This window comes from Bradyrhizobium sp. CB82, assembly GCF_029714405.1.
GTDB lineage: Bacteria > Pseudomonadota > Alphaproteobacteria > Rhizobiales > Xanthobacteraceae > Bradyrhizobium.
This window is the reverse complement of the sequence record NZ_CP121650.1, coordinates 7,704,279-7,721,927: the sequence shown is the minus strand read 5'-3', so window position 1 is coordinate 7,721,927 and position 17,649 is coordinate 7,704,279. Positions and strand designations below refer to the sequence as shown.

Sequence of the window (17,649 nt, the reverse complement as noted above, 5' to 3'; positions counted from 1 at the left end):
AGATGCGCATCGTCGGAATTTCCAAAGCCGCTAATCAGCCGACCCCCGCTCGTCGATCGCGCCCAAGACCCCTCATTTGTGCGCGTTGCGCAGAGCATTTTCTGCTGGCGAGGAGCTAACGCATATCGGGGCTTGGGGCGAGCTGATTGTCCATGATGTTGCATGCCAAACTGCTTTCAGATGTTCGACCGACCCGTCGCTCAGCGAGCCATATGTAGACATGCTTCTGCTATCTAGATCAAACACCAGCATTGGTAGTTGACCGATACGAAAATCGTTACACCCCGCAACAACTGCCGACATATCGAACTTCACTTCTCGTGTCGAGCATCACACGTACTCATGCCGCACGGCAATTGAGCGTCAGTTGACGCAGGGCGCGCCGGAACTGGCGCGGGCGCTTTCACAGCGCACGCTGCCCTCGCCAGGCTCCGGACTCATTGATCCAGCAAGTCAGCGCGGCTGCCAAGAGGGTGGCGGATAGGAAGTTGTCGGCTCGCTTGTCATAAATCCTTGAGGCGGCAGAACATGCGCTCAATAAGGTTACGGCCTTTATCGGCTTTAGCGTCGTATGTGTGAGGGTGTTTGGGCGTTCGTCAAGAAGGCGATTGGAACTCCTTATCCTCGGTCAGCGCGTGGAATTTGGTGGTGCGCCCGCGAGTGATTGCGCTATGCGGGCGACCGCGTACCGGTGATCGTCGACCGTCTCACCGGGAAGCGGCGAATGGCACAGATCTTCGTCGCAGTCCGCGGCGCCTCGAATTTCACCTATGCGCAGGCGACCTGGACCCAGGGGCTCGCCGATTGGATCAGCGGCCACGTCGGTACCTTCGAGGCGATCGGCAGCGTGCCGGCACTATTGGACCGGACAACACCAAGGTCGCCGTCATCAAGGCGTGCTTCTACGATCCGAAAATCAACCGCAGCTACGCCGAGATGGCGGCACATTACGGCACGGCGATCCTGCCAGCGCGGCCACGCCGCCCGCGCGACAGGGGTCAGACTCATAGTGCACCTCGTCAGTTGCGTGAGGATGAAGTTGCAGGATCGACCTGGTAATCACGCTTGTGGGAACTTCGACGGCAGGTCCTCTGGCGGAATCTCATAGAGGAAGTCGCCACGATCGGAGACCGGATGTGCGCGCAGTAGGCAACGTCGGCGCCACATGTGGAAGCAGGACTTCCGGTACGTGGCGGCGGAAGACGTGTACATTTGTCCTGCCGGACAAGAGCTGACCTACTTCTTTACGACCGCGGACAAAGGTTTGGTGTTACGTCGCTACCGGACCGACGCCTGTCAGAGTTGCGCTATCAGGCTCACCTCTTGGGCCTTGCAATGATAGGAGAGCTGCAATGGAGCGCTATGTCGGACTTGACGTTTCTTTGAAGCTAACAGCGATCTGCAACGGTCGAGACCACAACATTGTAGGGAGCCGCGACGTCCTGCGAAGTCAGCAGTCCCTGCGCGAGCAGGCGTGTCTGCCGATCGATGAGTTGGTAGCTATGGCGAAGCCGCCCGATCCCCACAGCTGTCCATGGCGTGCTCGCGACGGTCCGCACGCCTCGTTGAGCAGATCCGCGATTTCTTTGTCCGTATAAGTATCGATGACGTGGTCGATCTCTTCGATCACGGCGGCATCTGTTGTGCGCAACTCGACACACGAGTTCGGCAGCGGCAGATCCAACGAGCGCGTCGCGACGCCGACGAAGCGGATATCCACATGGAGCGTATCGCCCTTGCTGAGCGTCACGTCCTCGATCAGCAGGCGCAGCATGCGCTTCTTGTCTTTCATCTGCGAGCGCGGATTGCGCCAGAGGCGGCGGAAGTCGGTGGCGAGGGTCATTAGCCCGGTACGCTCGGCATCGGTCACGACGCTAACATCGGCAGCCGAGGCTTTGTTGTATGCTTCCCGGAACGCACGGAGCTTCGTATTCCAGTCGGCTTCCAGGGCGTCGGCGACCAGACGGTTGTCGGGATCGACTTTGAGAAAGCGAGGTTGCGCGAGTTCTGCGTCAAACTTCGCTCGTTCCACGTGCTGACGGCGCAACCGATCTTGTTCCTCCTGACGGCTGGCGAGCTCCTGCTGGACGCTGAGAGCGACTTCGACCACCAGTGGAGTCATCGCCTCGATCAGGATATCGCCGATCGCAGCATCGAGTGCGCCGCCATGCACCATCTGACACAGACCTATCTCGCCTCGGAACATCGGGCGCCGGCCACACCAATAGGTCCGCACTTGCTGGTTGCGGTCAATGTGATAACCACCGACATGCGCTCGCCGCAGCTCCCGCAGATCACAAGACGGCCGTCCTCTCGCGCGCCGGGCCTTGATGCCGCTCGGTGCTCCATGCCGGCGCATTACCCTTCACACGGTGCGGGTTCGATCGGTACTCCTCCGAGCTGATATAGATGGGGTAACGGGCCGGCCGCCGGCTCGCTACGGCGCAATTTGGAAGCGCGCTCGCGAGCGGCCTGTTGGTTGAAAGGCGCTCGTCCCTCAAACTCATGGTGTCAAAAACGGAGTCGGGCAAGCCCGCTCCAAGCATCATCGAGGGACGACCATGTACCACTATGCAGGAAGCGACGTGTCTTTGGAATTGCTCGAGCGTTGTCTTGTCGGTGGGACGGGCAAGATTTTGCGCGAGGCGAAGGTTGCGAGCGAGCCGGAGTGCCCAGCTGCTGCGGTTGGGCTGGTTCCGGCCGGTGCACTGCAAGTCGATCGCAGCGCAAGAGACCCGCGCCATTCTGACCGCGCGCAAACTGATGCAATCCAAACTACGCGACAACGAGAACTGCTTGCGCGGTGTGCTCCGCGGCTTTGGTCTGAAGGTCGGCGACGGCACGATCGCGCAGTGCATACTGGCGCTGCGTACTCTCGGTGTTCTCGAAGACCTGTCGCAGGGTCGACTGTCGCACATACAGGAATGCCATGCGCGAGAGATGTGTGGTCGTGATCTTTTGGCCTCACTATTCATTGGCTGATCGATATCCCTCCTTCGGTATGGGGCGTTCGACACAATGCGTCGAGAGAACCAGACTGGCCAGAAGCGCAGTCAGATCGCGGTGCCGCACGCTGCTGAGCCACTCCGGCGCAGACCCGTACGCACAGGAGGTCCGGCCGCCGGCACCTCCGCGGCGTGTGCGGTGCGCAGTATGCCTGACGCACGGATAACGCCCTCCAGTGCCTTTGAGCCACCCGGCATCCCTTCGCGAAGCAGCAAGGCGAGACTCACGTCGCGGGGCTGACCTGCGGCGCTCGCCCCGCCGAGATTGGCTCCCGCGCCGATGAACTGAGCAGCTCGTAATTTGCTACGTACTGCGCGGCATCAACTGCAGCCGCTTCGGCGATCGTGAGCGTTTTTTCCTGCCGTTTCAGATAGGGCAGCAGACGTCGCAGGATGCTGCGTGGGTGGCATGAATGCCGCACGTTGGGCCAAGAGCTCGGCCAACTCTGCACCGCTTGGCATGCGTTCGGCCTCGCGTGCAAGGGCCTCCTCGGTAAGCTTGTGCGGGCGCTTCGGCCCGCGTTTCCGTGGTAACAGGCCCGGCAGACCTTCTCGATTGAACAGCTCCCAGGTCACCATGTGGAATTGGCGGCTGTCAAAAAAAACGGAACCGGCACCGATATCGACCCTCAACTCCACATCACTGTGCGCTCCACTTAAATCGAGGATCAGGAGATCGAACCGATCGGATAGAGTTCGCGGCGAGCCACCTGGAGCTTCTGCACGAGATCGGTGGTCCGGCGAACAGGACCCGCCATCCGTTCTCGATGAGAACCGGGCATATCGCAGCCACCAAGTGGCTCTTGCTGCCGCCGGGCGGCATCGGCGCGCCCGCATGGCTGGATCTGCCAGCAGAAGCGCGGGCAGCGCTCACGAGCCTGATGACGCAGTTGATCCTCGACCATGCTGCGATGACGGTGACGCCGCCCGCGAAGGAGGTCGATCATGATCTCTGACAAGGTCAGGCCTCATCATCTGGAGCGCAAGGCGATTCTTTACGTGCGTCAATCTTCGGCCTATCAGGTGTTGCACAATCGCGAGAGCAGCGCGCTGCAATACGCCATGCGAGACCGGCTGACGGCACTCGGGTGGTCAGAGATTGAAGTGATCGATGATGATCTCGGTCGTTCAGCCGCCGGCGGCATACAACGCGCCGGATTCGAGCGAATGGTGGCGGAGGTTTGCCTCGGCAAGGTTGGTGCGGTTTGCGCCCGCGAGGTCTCGCGCTTCGCCCGCAACAGCCGGGATTGGCAGCAACTCATCGAGATGTGCCGCGTGGTCGATACCGTTCTGGTCGATCAAGAGACCATCTATGCGCCAAGGCACGGCAACGACCGGCTGCTGCTCGGGCTCAAGGGCAGCCTCAACGAGTACGAGCTGGATCTGTTGCGCCAGCGCTCGCTCTCGGCCCGCTACGAGAAGGCGCGCCGGGGCGAGTTGGTTGTGACAGCGCCCGTCGGCTTCGTGAAGGCCGGCGACCGTTATGAGAAAGACCCGGATCGGCGTGTCCAGGAAGCGATCAAGCTGGTGTTCGACAAGGTCGAGGAACTGGGCAGCGCGCGACAGGCGCTCTGCTGGCTCCACGAGTACAATCTCGATCTGCCGGTGAAGCAGACCAACGGCGACACGGCCTGGCGGCGACCAAACTACTCTGCCATCCACCGGATCATTGAGAACCCGGTCTACGGCGGCGCCTATGCCTATGGTAAGACAGCTGTGGCGGCGGGATACAGCACCGCGGGCGTGAGCGTGAAGATCCGCCGCAAGGCGCGGAGCGAATGGCTGACGCTGAAGCCCAATACCCACGACGGGTATGTGAGCTGGGACAAGTTCGAGGCGATTCGCACCATGGTCAGCAGCAATGTTCCCAACAGTCGGCATCACGGCGCGCCCAAGCATGGTGACGCGTTGCTGGCCGGTCTGATCCGCTGCAAGCGCTGCGGTCGCAAGCTCACACTCCGGTACTCCGGCATGAAAAACCATATCCCGCGCTACAGCTGCAACCGTGCCTGGATGGACAATGGCGGGGCCCACTGTATCGCCTTCGGCGGACTGCGCGTCGATGACGCCATCGAGGAAGTACTACTTGGAGTCGTCGGTCCGGGCGCTGTCGCCGCCGCAACCGCTGCCGCCAAAGGAGCCAGGGAACGGCGCGATCGGGTACGCGATGCTCTCAGTCGCGACCTCGAAGCGGCGCGCTATGCCGCCGACAGGGTTTCCGGCAATACGATGCCGCTGATCCCGCAAACCGGCTGGTGGCCAGTGAGCTGGAAGCCCGCTGGAACAGGGCGCTCGCTCACGCGGCAGAGGTTGAGGCCAAGATTGCCATGCACGATGCTACGACGCCCGCACCCCTTGCTGATCCAGTCTCGCTCGGCGTTCTGGCCTCAAACCTCAAAACGGTCTGGGATGCGCCGACGACGGATGCTCGCCTCAAGAAGCGCATTGTGCGCACCCTCATCCATGAGGTCGTGGCCGATATCGACGACGCGGCCTCGGAGATCGTTCTCATCGTCCATTGGGTGGGGGGCGCCCACAGCGAGTTGCGCTTGCCGAAGCGCCGGCGCGGACAGCGCAACAGCACCTCTGCCGATATCGTCCAGGCCGCGCGCGTCAACTGGTGCTGATCGCCATCGACGATCTGATTGCCGGCCTCCTCAATCGCAACGGCCTCAAGACCGGTAACGGCAATCGCTGGACCCGCGAGCGCGTCACATCAATGCGCTCGAACTACGACATCCCGGTGTTCAAGCCCGCCGAGGACGGGATCGAGCCATGGCTCAATCTTGGCAAGGCCGCAAAGCTCCTGAAGATCGCACCCAAGACGCTCCGGCTGGCCGCTGAAGCCGGCGAGATCGAATCCATCCATCCTCTGCCGGATGGTCCTTGGATCTTCGCCCGCACCTGGCTGATAACAACTGCTGCTCAATCTATCGCCGAACGAGCGCGACAGAACCCAAAATACCCCACGGGATCGCATCCCGCTCAACAAAATCTCTTCTCTTCAATTACATAGCCAGATGGGTGTTCTGATGCGCAGTTGTAATCGGCCCGCCAGCATCCGAGCGTGACGCGGGCCTGGGCCAGCGACCTGAACAGCGTCTCGTTCAACAATTCATCCCGCAGCCGGCCGTTGATGGGGAAGACGGCCCCGCTCCCTCGGCGCCGGCGCTATGCTGGCGATATCCGTAGCGCTAACAGGAGCAAATCATCATGGAAATCGCGGCAATTGGGTTGGATATTTCGAAGCACGTATTTCACGTTCATGCAGTTGATGCCCAAGGGCAGGTGACCGATCGCCAACGCCTCCGGCGCGGCGAGATAGTCTGCTTCTTCTCCTCGCTGTCGCCCTGCCTGGTTGGGATAGAGGCTTGCGCCACCGCCCATTATTGGGCACGCGAGATTCAGCGGTTTGGGCATGACGTGAGATTGATACCGCCAGCATATGTGAAGCCCTATGTGCGGCGAGGAGCAAAGAACGACGCCGCTGATGCGGCCGCAATCTGCGAAGCAGTTACCCGCCCCAACATGAGGTTTGTTCCCATCGAGAGCGTCGAGAACCAGGGTTTCTTGATGCTTCATCGTGCGAGAGGCCTGCTGGTCCGCCAAAGAACCATGACGGCTTGCGCTATTCGAGCTCACTTTGCTGAGTTCGGAATCACTGTAGGACAGGGCCGTCAAAGGGTGGATGGTCTAGTGGACTTGTTGGATGACGAGAAGCTGGCGCTACCTACCACTGCCCGTATGGCACTGGCTGCTCTTGTGAACCAACTGAAAGAGTTGGACCGGCAGGTCGAAGCCATCGAGCGAGCTGGCTCAGATCCATAGTGCAAATCCGATGGCGAAGTTACTTTCCTCTATTCCCGGCATCGGCCCCATAACGGCCACGGCTCTCGCCGCGACCGTGCCGAACCCGACCATATTCCGCTCCGGGCGAGAGTTCGCGGCCTGGCTTGGCCTGAAGCCCAAACAGAATTCCACCGGCGGGAAGGACCGGCTCGGCCGGATAACGAAACAGGGCGATTCCTATCTCAGGCACTTGCTTGTCATCGGAGCACGCAACGTCGTTCGGTATCCAAAGGCCCGGTCCCGGGTTGGAGGTGGCTCAATCGAAGCTCTGCTTGAACGGCGTCGGCCCATGATCGTTGCTATCGCTGTCGCCAACAAATTGGCTCGGATCATCTGGGCAATGATGACGACCGGTGAATTCTATCGGCCTAAGCTCGCGGCCTGAGCTGCCGCGAATTCTGGCCACCTTAAGGTGTGAGGGCAGATGACAGCGTGATGGAAACCGGCGGAGCTGGGGATCGAGAAAGCCCGAAGAGCTTTAAGCGCAACAAGCGCGACCCGTTGATGAGGCCTCGATCCGCGATCTCCATCAGGGCCAGCGGCCATGCTATCGGTCGCAATGACAGGCCGTATACATGAACGCACCCGACCGATATCCAGAATGCTGTAAAAACCTCTTGCACCCCTCGATGAAGGCATTCTGGATGGGCTTGCCCGGCACGATGTAACGCCATGCGACACGGCTCTGACCGGCCCGTGTCAGGATGGCGTTGCTGGTGAACTCGCTGCCGTTGTCGCTGACTACCATCTTCGGCCTGCCGTGTTCCATCACCAGCCGGTCCAGCTCCCGCGCCACGCGGGTGCCGGAGAGCGAGGTGTCGGCTACCAGCGCCAGGCACTCGCGGGTGCAATTATCGACCACGGTGACGATACGGAAGCGGCGGCCATCGGTGAGCTGATCCGATACGAAGTCAAGCGATCAGCGGTCGTTCGGCGCCATCGCCACCGTCATTGGCGCCCGGGTCCCGATCGCCCGCTTGCGGCCGCCGCGGCGGCGCACCGCAAGCCTCTCTTCCCGCTAGAGCCGGAACAGCTTCTTGTGGTTGATCAGATAGCCTTCCCGCTTGAGCAGAACGTGGAGGGCCGATAGCCGAAGCGACGGCGCTCCTGGGCGATCGCCCTCATGCGCTGGCGAAGGCCGGCATCGTCCGGCCGGGTCGTCCGGGCGCTGCACGGCTTCGGCAATCGCTTCGGCATCATTGAAGTCGTTCTTCTGTCCCTTGCTATAGGGGCGGACATATTTGGCTGGCATCAACCTGGCATCGTGACCAAGCGAGGTGAGTTTGCGGCTCAGGTGACGGGCGCCGACGCAGGCTTCCATGCCGACCAGGCAAGGCGGTATATTGGCGAGCCGCGCTTCCACTTGGCCACGCGACCACTTTTGCCGCAGCACGATGGCGCCGCGCGCATCGTGGCCCACGACGTGGAACGAGTTCTTGCCGATATCGATGCCGATCACGGCGATCGCGGTATTGGCTGTCTGAGACATGGCGTGCTCCTTGTCTTTGACGCCCCTTCCCAGCTTCGCTTGCTAGCGGGGCAGGAGCACGGCCAGACCATCCCATTATGTAATATCTCATGGTCATGCGGCAGCAGCCGATGGCTTTACACGCCCGCCGTTTCGCTCATCCCGAATGCTTCCCGCAGATGTACGACAGCTCTCCGCTTTGCCGCGGGCGTCACCATTTCTTTCCCAACAGATCCTTCAGCGCCGCATTGTCCAGCATGGCGTCTGCAAGCAGCCGCTTCAGCCGCGTGTTCTCGTCCTCCAGCGTCTTCAGCCGCTTGGCCTCCGAGACCTCCATCCCGCCGAACTTGGCCTTCCATTTGTAAATGCTGGCGTCGCTGACGCCGTGCTTGCGGCACAAATCGGCGACCGAAACGCCGGCCTCATCCTCCTTTAAAATCCCGATGATCTGCTCTTCCGAAAAGCGGCTGCGCTTCATGCTCTGGTCCTTGTCTTGGGCCAGAACGAACTTCAACCTGGATTAAGCCTGAGGGGCAAGGTCAGTAATCACCCGTTTGAGCGTGGGCTGACTCGATTGCCCATTCTCATGGGCCATACCGCGATTATTGCGGGAAGATCGCATGCTGTAATAGGCGGAGAGCCCTCATATCGCCGAGCCGGATCCGCGTTGCGGTCGAGATTGCGTGTTTCGGCAATTTCCGGATAACGATTTCGGTAATTCGCGGACATTTGTGGGGGTTGGTTTTCGGGAGCGCCGCTGAGGCAACGTTTCCTCTCAAGCTGAGTTTGAGAGGGGCAATGGCGAGACGGAAGCAAGCGAAACGAACAGGACCTGCGATCGATCCTGAGGCTGACATACGAGCAAGGCCTGTCGGTGCGGGCGATCTCGGAACGGCTGCAGATCAGTTGCCACCTACCTGCTGCGGGCGCGTGAAGCGGGCTTAAGCTGGCCATTACCGCCGATTTACGAGAGCGAGGCGGCAGCTGGAGTGAGCCAAGGATTGCCTTGGTCGACGCGAACAACCATCCGGACGCTATCGATCGCCGCGGCCCTCAGGCGGACGGCTTCCGAAATCCGTAAGCCGGCCGCGTAACAGGGTGGTCAGGATCACCCGATCCTTGCGGCAGTCCGCGCAGTTCAGGAAATGCACAACTTCTTCACGGCTCAAGACGATGGTTGCTTTTGTGGCTTCTGGAGAAGCGGGATGTCTTCTGCAAAGGTCCACTCTTTCTTGAGCGTAACTGTGTAAAGGAAGCGAAGCGCCGCGATAGCCGTATGTATCAAGTTGGGGGCCAGCTTCTTCTCGTTCGTGTGGCAGAGTTTATAGGTCCGAATGTGCTCTGGGGTCAAAGCATCCGGCGACGTCCGGAACTACCGTGCGAACATGCTGTCGGCGAAGCTATCGAGGCCTCCAAAGCTGAAAAGTGGAGCAACGGATAGGCAGAGTCGGAAAAGGTGGCTGAGCAACCTTTACCTCCATCATGTGCTCGACCTCTGGTTCGAACGCGTCGTGAAGGGCCGGTTGCGGGGCGAAGCCCGGCTGGATGACTTTGTGATCTGCTTCCAACATCGATCGGCCGCCATTCGTGTTCAGGACGCTTTACGCCTTCGGTTGGGAAAGTTCGGCCTCATTCCTGAGCCGACCAAGACCAAATTGGTCGAGTTTGGGCGGTTCGCGCAGCGACACGCGAGTAAACGCCAGGAAACCATCTACTTCCTGGGACTGACGCTGTATTGCACGCGAAAAAGGCAACTTCAAGGTTGGGTGCGCACCGAGAAATCTCGGCCGCGGCGCAGCCTTTTGTCACTGCGGAGCTCTACGGCGAATACGACTTCATACGATCAGTGACCAGGTCGGCGAAATCAGCGCCTTCCTACGCGGCCATTTTGCCTATTACGGTGTCGCCGAGAAAGGCCGCAAAGATCGATACGCGATGCTCTCGCCGATGCTGCTGGAGAGCCTACGTAGCTACTGGAGAGCCGTTCGCCCTAAAGATTGGCTGTTTCCAGGCATTCATGACAATCGGCGGATCATGGACGACGCCGTAGAAGCGGCCTGCCAGAAAGCACATTGTTTGTCTGGTTTCTCTAAACTCCCCCGCATTCGCTTCGGCACGCATTCGCCGTTCATCTCCTCGAATCCGGAACTGATCTGCGGACCATTCAACTCCTGCTCGGCCACCGCAGCCTCGCGACCACCGCCAGGTACTTGCGCATCGCGACCAGCAAGGTCTGCGCGACGTCCAGCCCTCTGGACCTGTTGCCGTATCCTGTCCCGCTGAGCCACTGCCGGCACCGCCAAAACGCTTCTGATTTTCAGACCGATGGCCCGCTCGGGGCCGGAAGTGGCGGATATATTCCGCCGCTACGGCGCAGCCTATCGTGAGACCCATGACGCCTCGCTTTGCAGTGCACAGCGTCGTGTCATGAGCGCGATCGAACTGTGTCGAACTGCGGCACTTGGTGGTCACGTCGAGCGCTGCGACCGCTGTGACCATGAGCGGATTTGCTACGACACCTGCGTGATCGCCACTACCCCATATGCCAGTCGTTGGCTCGAGCCCAGTGGCTGGAAGACCGTCGATCCGAGCTTCTCGAGGCCCAGTATTTTCACGTGGTCTTCACCGTACCGCAGCCCATCGCCGCCATCACCCTGCAAAACAAGGAGACCGTTTACAACATTCTGTTCCGGTCCATCGCCGAGAAGCTGCGCACCATTGCGGCGACCCCAAGCATCTGGGCGCACAAATCGGATTCTTCGCCGTGCTCCACACTTGGGGCCAGACTCTTTCTCAGAACCCTCACTCATGATACCAGGCATTATCATCTCCCTTGATTTCAGTGAACAAGGCAAGCTGGTCCTCCGCGCACCCCCCTGCAGAATTAGCTTGCCAGTGCGGTGGAGGCGCTCAATGTTGCTGCGAATGGCTTCGGCATCCAAATCACTGCGGCGAAATTCCCAGGTGCACGAGGAGTTACTTGTTCGCGCTTCAACAGGCCGGCTTCCATCATCCTTTGGATCGTGTGGTGACTGACGCCGCATATTCGCGCAGCTTCGCTCAGACTCACGCTCTGCGGATTAGGCAGAGCTCGTTGTTGACCGGCAATGGAATGGTTGCGCCGGGCTGTCGCCACACGAGTCTGATTTCACCGCCTCCCTTTGCCCGTGGAGTAGCCGCATCGCAACTACACCGCTGTGCGGTTGCGCCGGTGGTTGCGCTCCAAGCACAAGGTCAGGCGACGCAAGGGCGGGACTTATCCACTCTCGCACCTCTACGGGCACTTTGGGCTCGTACGCCTAACCGCGCTGGGCCGCTACGTGCCGTGGGTGAAGGCGTGAAGTCTTGTCCGAGAGCCGGATGCGGGGTGTGCTGCAGATGCACACGGAAGGGGGTTTGCAATGAACAACTGACCGTGGGGATAAGCTGCGCGAAAGATGAGGGCGGGCCCCTCGGGATCGGCTTTCAGGAGCAGGTCCCAAACCAGTCCAAGCTGCTACGTTCAAAAAGCGTGGTGGTGAGCGTTGGATCAAAAGTCCGAATAAAATTCGGGCAGGTGAGCATTCGAAAGACGAGCGGAAGCAAACCCTCGGTGACGCGTCGAAAGGCTTTAGACACTGCCAAAACCAGAGGCGCTTGCATCCTCTGGGACAAATCTGTCGGTTACCTGAGTACTGGGCAGATGGCAGTCGGCGTATAGGGGGCGTGAAGCGGATGCAGGCTTTTGCGTGGAACTGCAGGAACCAATCCCTGGATGCCAAGGGAGAAGCTGAAGCGGCTAAAACTGCGAGGCGAGAGTACCGAAGCCAGGGCTTGGGGCGGACCGACCCGTACGAGCGGTGAAGGCCCTGTAATCGGGCCGGAGCAAAGGGGTCGGGTCAGGACAAATCGTATTGACGTACCAACTGGAAACAGGATGACGACGACGATCACGACAAACAAGCCATTTCATATCGATAAGAAACGTGTGTACGAGGCTTACAAAGCGGTCAAATCCAATGCGGGTTCGGCCGGTGTGGATGGACAGACGATCGAGCAATTCGACTCCGACTTGCAGAACAATCTCTACAAGCTTTGGAATCGCATGAGCTCGGGAAGCTACTTTCCACCACCGGTGCGTGCCGTCTCCATTCCCAAGAAGGCTGGAGGCCAGCGGATTTTAGGTGTGCCAACCGTAGCGGATCGAGTGGCCCAGATGGTTGTCAAACAACTCATTGAGCCGGATTTGGACCCAATCTTTTTGGCAGACTCCTATGGCTATCGGCCGAGAAAATCGGCACTCGATGCTATCGGCGTCACGCGCAAGCGGTGCTGGAAATACGATTGGGTTCTCGAGTTCGACATCAAAGGTCTGTTCGACAACATCGACCACGAACTTTTGCTACGGGCTGTCCGGAAGCACGTAACGTGCAAGTGGGCGCTGCTCTACATCGAACGATGGCTGACGGCACCTATGGACAAGGACGGAATAATCATCGAGCGAACCCGCGGCACCCTCAGGGTGGCGTGATCAGCCCGATTTTATCCAACCTTTTCTTGCACTACACTTTCGACCTCTGGATGGGACGGGCGCACCCTGACCTCCCATGGTGTAGGTATGCAGACGATGATCTAGTGCACTGCCGGAGCGAGCAAGAAGCGGAAGCTGTAAAGGCCGAGCTACAAACTCGCTTGGTAGAATGCGGACTTGAGATGCACCCCACCAAAACCAGGATTGTCTACTGCAAGGACAGCCGGCGGAAGGGGAGCTATTCGAACGTCAAGTTTGACTTTCTTGGCTACTGCTTCCGGCCCCGACGGGCAAAGAACTCGCAAGACGCCTCGGTGTTCTGCAGTTTTCTGCCTGGGGTCAGCGCTTCGGCGCTGAAGTCCATGCGGGCGGCAATCCGGGATTTGAACCTCCGAAGACGGACCCATGTGTCAATGGCTGACATCGCTCGGCAGCTTAATCCACTCCTGCGGGGATGGATTGAGTATTACGGTCGATTCACGCAGGCGGCTCTGGGGCCAATCCTTCGATACGTCAATCAGACAATCGAGGCTTGGATGATGCGGAAGTTCAAACGCTTTATGGGTCGCAAGGCAAAGGCCGGCCGCGTTCTCGAACGATTATCTCGAGAACGACCCTGGTTGTTCGCACACTGGAAGATCGGCATACGCGGCTCGTTCGCCTGATGGGAGCCCAGTGAGGCGAGAGTCTCACGCTGAAATCTATGAGAGGCCGGCGGTGAGATTCCGCTGGCCTACTCGCCAGATCTGCCTGTCCGGTTGTGTGTCCAGCGAAGGCTGGCATGTTCAGCAGGAGACAAACCTGCCGGGGTAGAAGTCAGAGCCCCGTAGTTTGGATAGCAGAGGTGATGGAAACTGAAACTCTGAAGCCTATCGACAAAGTCTCCCCAGGGGAGGCTACGAGTCATCGGGCCGTAATAAAAGTGAACGCGTTGTGGCCTCGAAAGTGAGTATCCCCGGGGGCCGAGCCTTCAACCGGAGGGCGAAGGCAGCATGAGCAACTGAAGACTGACCGATACGGATGTTCACCTCGGCGGGGTGGAAGCGACAGCACGGTGACAAGGACATGCTGAGCAACTGGAGAAGCCCTCCTCGTCCCGACGCGAAATCGTCGGAGCAAGGTAGGCCGTATAACCGGCGAAACCGGGAAGTCGGCCGAAGACGAGAGGGTGGCGGCCGGGTCCGGAGTAGCAATGAAGCGGAGTAATATCCGTGGAGCCAAGGAACCCTGCCATTTGCAATGTCTCCAACATAGGGAAGGCAAGGACGAGATGACAAAGGCGTCCATTGATTTGCAGGACCTGAGGCGGAGAATATACGTCAAGGCAAAGGCTGAACTGTCCTGGCGGTTCTGGGGACTATACGTCCACGTCTGCAAGATGGAGACCCTGCGCGCTGCGTATGAGATGGCCAAAGAGAACGATGGAGCACCGGGAATAGACGGCGTCACCTTCGAGGCCATTGAGACGCAAGGCGTGGAAGCTCTGCTTGAGCAGTTACGGGACGAACTGATCGGGCGCACCTACCAGCCACTTCCCGCGCGGAGGCAGGAGATACCGAAGGACGGGGGCAAAGTCCGTGTCCTCTCGATTCCGGCGATCCGCGACAGAGTGGTGCAAGGGGCGCTCAAGCTCATCCTCGAGCCTGTGTTCGAGGCTGACTTTCAACCGGGGTCGTATGGATATCGGCCCAAACGGACAGCACATGGCGCCATCAAGCGTGTGGCTGAAGCGATAGTCCAACGGAAGACGCGGATTCTCGACATTGACCTGCGGGCCTACTTTGACCATGTCCGGCATGACCGGCTGTTGGAGAAAGTGGCGCGGCGGGTTGATGACGCGCATATACTGCATCTCCTAAAGATGATGCTGAAAGCCTCAGGCAAGAAGGGCGTTCCGCAGGGCGGTGTGATCTCGCCTTTACTCAGTAATCTCTACCTCAATGAGGTGGACAGGATGCTGGAGCGAGCGCGGGAAGTCACCCGCAACGGCAAGTACACCTACGTCGAATACGCGCGATTCGCTGACGACCTGGTGGTCTTGATCGACGCCTACAAGCGTCATGACTGGCTGATTGGAGCCGTGACCAAACGACTCCGGGAGGAGTTCGCCAAGCTGCAGGTGGAAATCAATGATGAAAAGAGCCGCACAGTGGACCTTGAGCGCGGTGAGTGCTTTGGGTTCCTGGGCTTTGAGTTCCGCTACTTCCGCGGACTAAGCGGAGCGATGCGGCCGCATTACACGCCCAAGCTAGCTCAAAAAGCGGACGGCACTGGTGCGGGCGCTCAAAGAGGTGTTCCGCCGACACCGGTCGCAACCGGTTGAACGAGTGATAAACTTGATCAATCCGATGCTCCGGGGGTGGGTGAACTACTTCGCGGTGGGGCATTCCAGCGAGTGCTTCAGCTTCATCAAAGACTGAGTGGAGAAGAAGGTCAGGCGCCATCTGGCGCATGCTCAGAAACGAAAGGGCTTCGGCTGGGAACGATGGAATAGGCGGTGGCTGTACGACACTCTCGGGCTGTTCAACGCCTACAGAGTGCGACGCGACGGGCCGAAAGTCGCCCCAGCAGGATAGGTCCCATAAGCGTTGGTGTGAAGCAAATGGGAGCGCGCAGTGCGGGAAATCCGCATGCTGCGTGCGACGTGGAGGGGACTGGAAACGTGGCGCGGTCGAGAGGCCTGTCGGCGCGCCAGTCTTCGACCCTACCGGGGAGGAGGTGGGGGCTTGTCTAGCCGTGCAAGTGAAGAGATGAAGGCGCGTGAGCCAATCGCGGAACAACGGCCGTCTGTTGTTCAATGATAAACTCCACGGCGACAAACAGGTGCTGGGTAAGAGATTTCACTGGCGAGCAACGATGGAAAGAGCAGTGCGAGTGCATGGCCTCACTCCGTCGAAATGCATGAATCTTGTGGCGGATGGGGATCTGCTATTTTGGGTCATCGGTCCGAAGATATCGCGCTTCGGCACGGACGAGTTCGTCGTACCCCAACAGTTCGAAGACCTCGTCGAGCGTCGCAATATGCGGCTCAATACTCGCAATGCCCTCTCTAGCCATGATGCGAGCGCAGACCCTGCGCATGGCTACTATTGCAGCTCGCATGGAGTGATTGGCCCAGATCACCGTGGAGATGCGCGCGTCGCGATAAGCAGAGACGGGCGTTCGATAGAACTTTGTCGGGATAATCACGATGGGCAGTCGGTTCTGCCAAGCACTTGCAAATTCAAGGATCTCGTCCGCGGTGCTCTTTCGCGAGTGAATGAGAATCGCGTCGGCTCCCGCATCGGCGTAAGCATGAGCGCGCGAAACCGCTTCGTCCATTGGACGACCGGCAATCAGCGCTTCGATACGCGCCACGAGAACCAAGTTTTGCCCAACTGTATCCCTGATTGCCCGCAGACGGCCCGAGAACTCATCGATGTCGGCTATGGCATGCCGCTCACCAACGAATGAGTTCATTTTAGGAAAACGGCTGTCCTGCAGCGCGACGCCCGCGGCCCCACGTTGCCGGAGTTTGCGTGCGAGAAGACGTGCATTGTTAAAATTTCCGAAACCGCTATCGCCATCAACGAGCACCGGCAGCTCGGTCGAGTCCACGATGCGTTCGACCACGTCGACGAGTTGGCTCCATGATGCCTCATTGGCATCGCGGTAGCCGAGGGAGGAGGCAATTGATAGGCCCGAAGCCCACAGACCTTTGAAACCCGCGCGTTGGGCGATTGCTCCCGAAAGCCCATCATGCGCTTCCATGAGAAAGGAGAGGTCGTCGTTGAAGCAAATCTGAGGTCGAAGTCTATCGGCGGGCAGCGTTTTCACGCTTCGATCGGGCAGCCCGTTTCCGCGAACAGATTTGTGTTGCATGCCGAATTTCCTGAGGCGCGAGCTGCGTGCCTTGATCAAGCACTGATTGGCACGTCTCTGTCGGCTCGATCAATTGCAAACGTTAGTAGTTGACTGGCGCGCAAAACTGCGGATGTAGGCAAGCCTGGGGCATAGAATTTTAGGTTTCGTGCTAATCGGTGCCAATCGTATTGCGAGATCCTAACTGGGCCGGAAATGCATTCATCGTCCGGCGCAAATCGGTAAAATATTCGGCCGCTCGCGTGCGTGTAGCCGTGTTTGCGCGTTCAGCTTTTCGTGCGAGCATGAAATCTTATGCCGTCCCATAATCACGAGATTCCTTGATCTACGTCGAGTGCGTCGCGGCTAGTACAAGCAGCCCTGTCGTAAATCCGACGTATGTCGCAGTGCTTCAATTCGGTTAAGACCCGTCAATCTCTTCCAAGTGCTTGTCTTGACGACTGAGTTTCCCACGGGCGCGACTGGTACGACACTTGCTGTGCTCATTTCGTCCCTTGCAAACTTCTCGGAGAAGCGGATGCTCAGTGTCTTCTACATCAATCGGGCTCCGGGGCTTGCCCGTACCGGCGCGCGGCTTCTCGCCAATGTCATTGGGCGCCAGGGCGGTGATCAGTATCAACCGGGTCGATCGGTTCGCGCCGAAGGGAACGATGTGCCTGGGCGAAGAGCTCGACGGCAACCACAGCGTTCTTACAATTGGCACAGCAAACGGGCCCTATTCCTTACCGAAAGTCGGATCGGCGATCGCCATGTATTTCAAAGGTCGGGTCTTCGCCGAGTTCGGCTCGCTGCCGGTTATGCATCCGTTGGCAGTCGTAATACGCGACGATCAATTGGCGATCGAGTCGGGACGAACTCATATTCGCTACCAAGCGTATCGATACCAAACAGCTGGAGCCCGGCACCATCGGGCCGATCTGCGCAGTGCGGCTTAATTGCCTGCCCAAGGCCAGAAT

9 protein-coding genes and 9 pseudogenes are annotated in these 17,649 nt (G+C 59.3%); 10 read left to right on the top strand and 8 right to left on the bottom strand.

All coding sequences use genetic code 11. The annotated features are described in order from the left end of the window. Positions 1-768: 768 nt before the first annotated feature. The gene (locus tag QA640_RS37180; RefSeq protein ID WP_283037718.1) at positions 769-1,008 is read right to left on the bottom strand and encodes a hypothetical protein; all 240 of its coding nucleotides are present in this window, start codon (positions 1,006-1,008) and stop codon (positions 769-771) included. 442 nt (positions 1,009-1,450) lie between these two features. Beyond that, a complete protein-coding gene (locus QA640_RS37175) occupies positions 1,451-2,176 on the bottom strand; it encodes a hypothetical protein (RefSeq protein WP_283037717.1) in 726 nt (241 codons plus the stop codon). 385 nt (positions 2,177-2,561) lie between these two features. Here QA640_RS37175 and QA640_RS37170 point away from each other — a divergent pair. The 4 genes and pseudogenes from QA640_RS37170 to QA640_RS37155 all read left to right on the top strand — a co-directional run. Further along, positions 2,562-2,835 (top strand): annotated as a pseudogene (locus QA640_RS37170) (IS110 family transposase); the annotation flags it as partial. A 937-nt stretch (positions 2,836-3,772) separates the two neighbouring features. After that, on the top strand, positions 3,773-3,961 hold the full coding sequence (locus QA640_RS37165; protein ID WP_283043133.1) for a hypothetical protein: 189 nt from the start codon (positions 3,773-3,775) through the stop codon (positions 3,959-3,961). After that, positions 3,951-5,690, top strand: coding sequence for a recombinase family protein (locus QA640_RS37160; protein WP_283037716.1), 1,740 nt, complete (start codon positions 3,951-3,953; stop codon positions 5,688-5,690). The genes QA640_RS37165 and QA640_RS37160 overlap by 11 nt, the downstream gene beginning before the upstream one ends. After that, complete coding sequence (locus QA640_RS37155) at positions 5,626-6,021, top strand: hypothetical protein (RefSeq protein ID WP_283037715.1); 396 nt, start codon at positions 5,626-5,628, stop codon at positions 6,019-6,021. The genes QA640_RS37160 and QA640_RS37155 overlap by 65 nt, the downstream gene beginning before the upstream one ends. On the opposite strand, the pseudogene QA640_RS48410 reads toward QA640_RS37155, so the two are convergent. Next, positions 5,991-6,140 (bottom strand): annotated as a pseudogene (locus QA640_RS48410) (integrase core domain-containing protein); the annotation flags it as partial. The gene QA640_RS37155 and the pseudogene QA640_RS48410 sit on opposite strands and share 31 nt — an antisense overlap. Positions 6,141-6,218: 78 nt before the next feature. Between QA640_RS48410 and QA640_RS37145 the strand changes: the two are divergent. Beyond that, positions 6,219-7,239 (top strand): annotated as a pseudogene (locus tag QA640_RS37145) (IS110 family transposase). Positions 7,240-7,479: 240 nt separating this feature from the next. On the opposite strand, the pseudogene QA640_RS37140 reads toward QA640_RS37145, so the two are convergent. From QA640_RS37140 to QA640_RS37125, 4 genes and pseudogenes are all read right to left on the bottom strand, one after another. Next, positions 7,480-8,012: pseudogene (locus tag QA640_RS37140) on the bottom strand (DDE-type integrase/transposase/recombinase); the annotation flags it as partial. A 4-nt stretch (positions 8,013-8,016) separates the two neighbouring features. After that, positions 8,017-8,343, bottom strand: a pseudogene (locus QA640_RS37135) (transposase); the annotation flags it as partial. An 82-nt stretch (positions 8,344-8,425) separates the two neighbouring features. After that, positions 8,426-8,800 (bottom strand): annotated as a pseudogene (locus QA640_RS37130) (transposase); the annotation flags it as partial. 687 nt (positions 8,801-9,487) lie between these two features. Next, on the bottom strand, positions 9,488-9,673 hold the full coding sequence (locus QA640_RS37125; protein ID WP_283037714.1) for a phage integrase N-terminal SAM-like domain-containing protein: 186 nt from the start codon (positions 9,671-9,673) through the stop codon (positions 9,488-9,490). Positions 9,674-10,224: 551 nt separating this feature from the next. On the opposite strand from QA640_RS37125, the pseudogene QA640_RS37120 reads away from it, so the two are divergent. From QA640_RS37120 to QA640_RS37105, 4 genes and pseudogenes are all read left to right on the top strand, one after another. Then, positions 10,225-10,636: pseudogene (locus QA640_RS37120) on the top strand (tyrosine-type recombinase/integrase); the annotation flags it as partial. Positions 10,637-10,647: 11 nt separating this feature from the next. Continuing rightward, positions 10,648-11,128: pseudogene (locus QA640_RS37115) on the top strand (transposase zinc-binding domain-containing protein); the annotation flags it as partial. Between the two features lie 1,110 nt (positions 11,129-12,238). Further along, a pseudogene (ltrA, locus tag QA640_RS37110) lies at positions 12,239-13,497 on the top strand (group II intron reverse transcriptase/maturase). 605 nt (positions 13,498-14,102) lie between these two features. Continuing rightward, positions 14,103-15,155, top strand: coding sequence for a reverse transcriptase domain-containing protein (locus QA640_RS37105; RefSeq protein ID WP_283037713.1), 1,053 nt, complete (start codon positions 14,103-14,105; stop codon positions 15,153-15,155). Between the two features lie 605 nt (positions 15,156-15,760). Here QA640_RS37105 and QA640_RS37100 read toward each other — a convergent pair. Beyond that, the gene (locus tag QA640_RS37100) at positions 15,761-16,582 is read right to left on the bottom strand and encodes an isocitrate lyase/phosphoenolpyruvate mutase family protein (RefSeq protein ID WP_283043002.1); all 822 of its coding nucleotides are present in this window, start codon (positions 16,580-16,582) and stop codon (positions 15,761-15,763) included. A 716-nt stretch (positions 16,583-17,298) separates the two neighbouring features. Between QA640_RS37100 and QA640_RS37095 the strand changes: the two genes are divergently transcribed. Next, a complete protein-coding gene (locus QA640_RS37095; protein WP_283037712.1) occupies positions 17,299-17,628 on the top strand; it encodes a hypothetical protein in 330 nt (109 codons plus the stop codon). Positions 17,629-17,649: the final 21 nt, after the last annotated feature.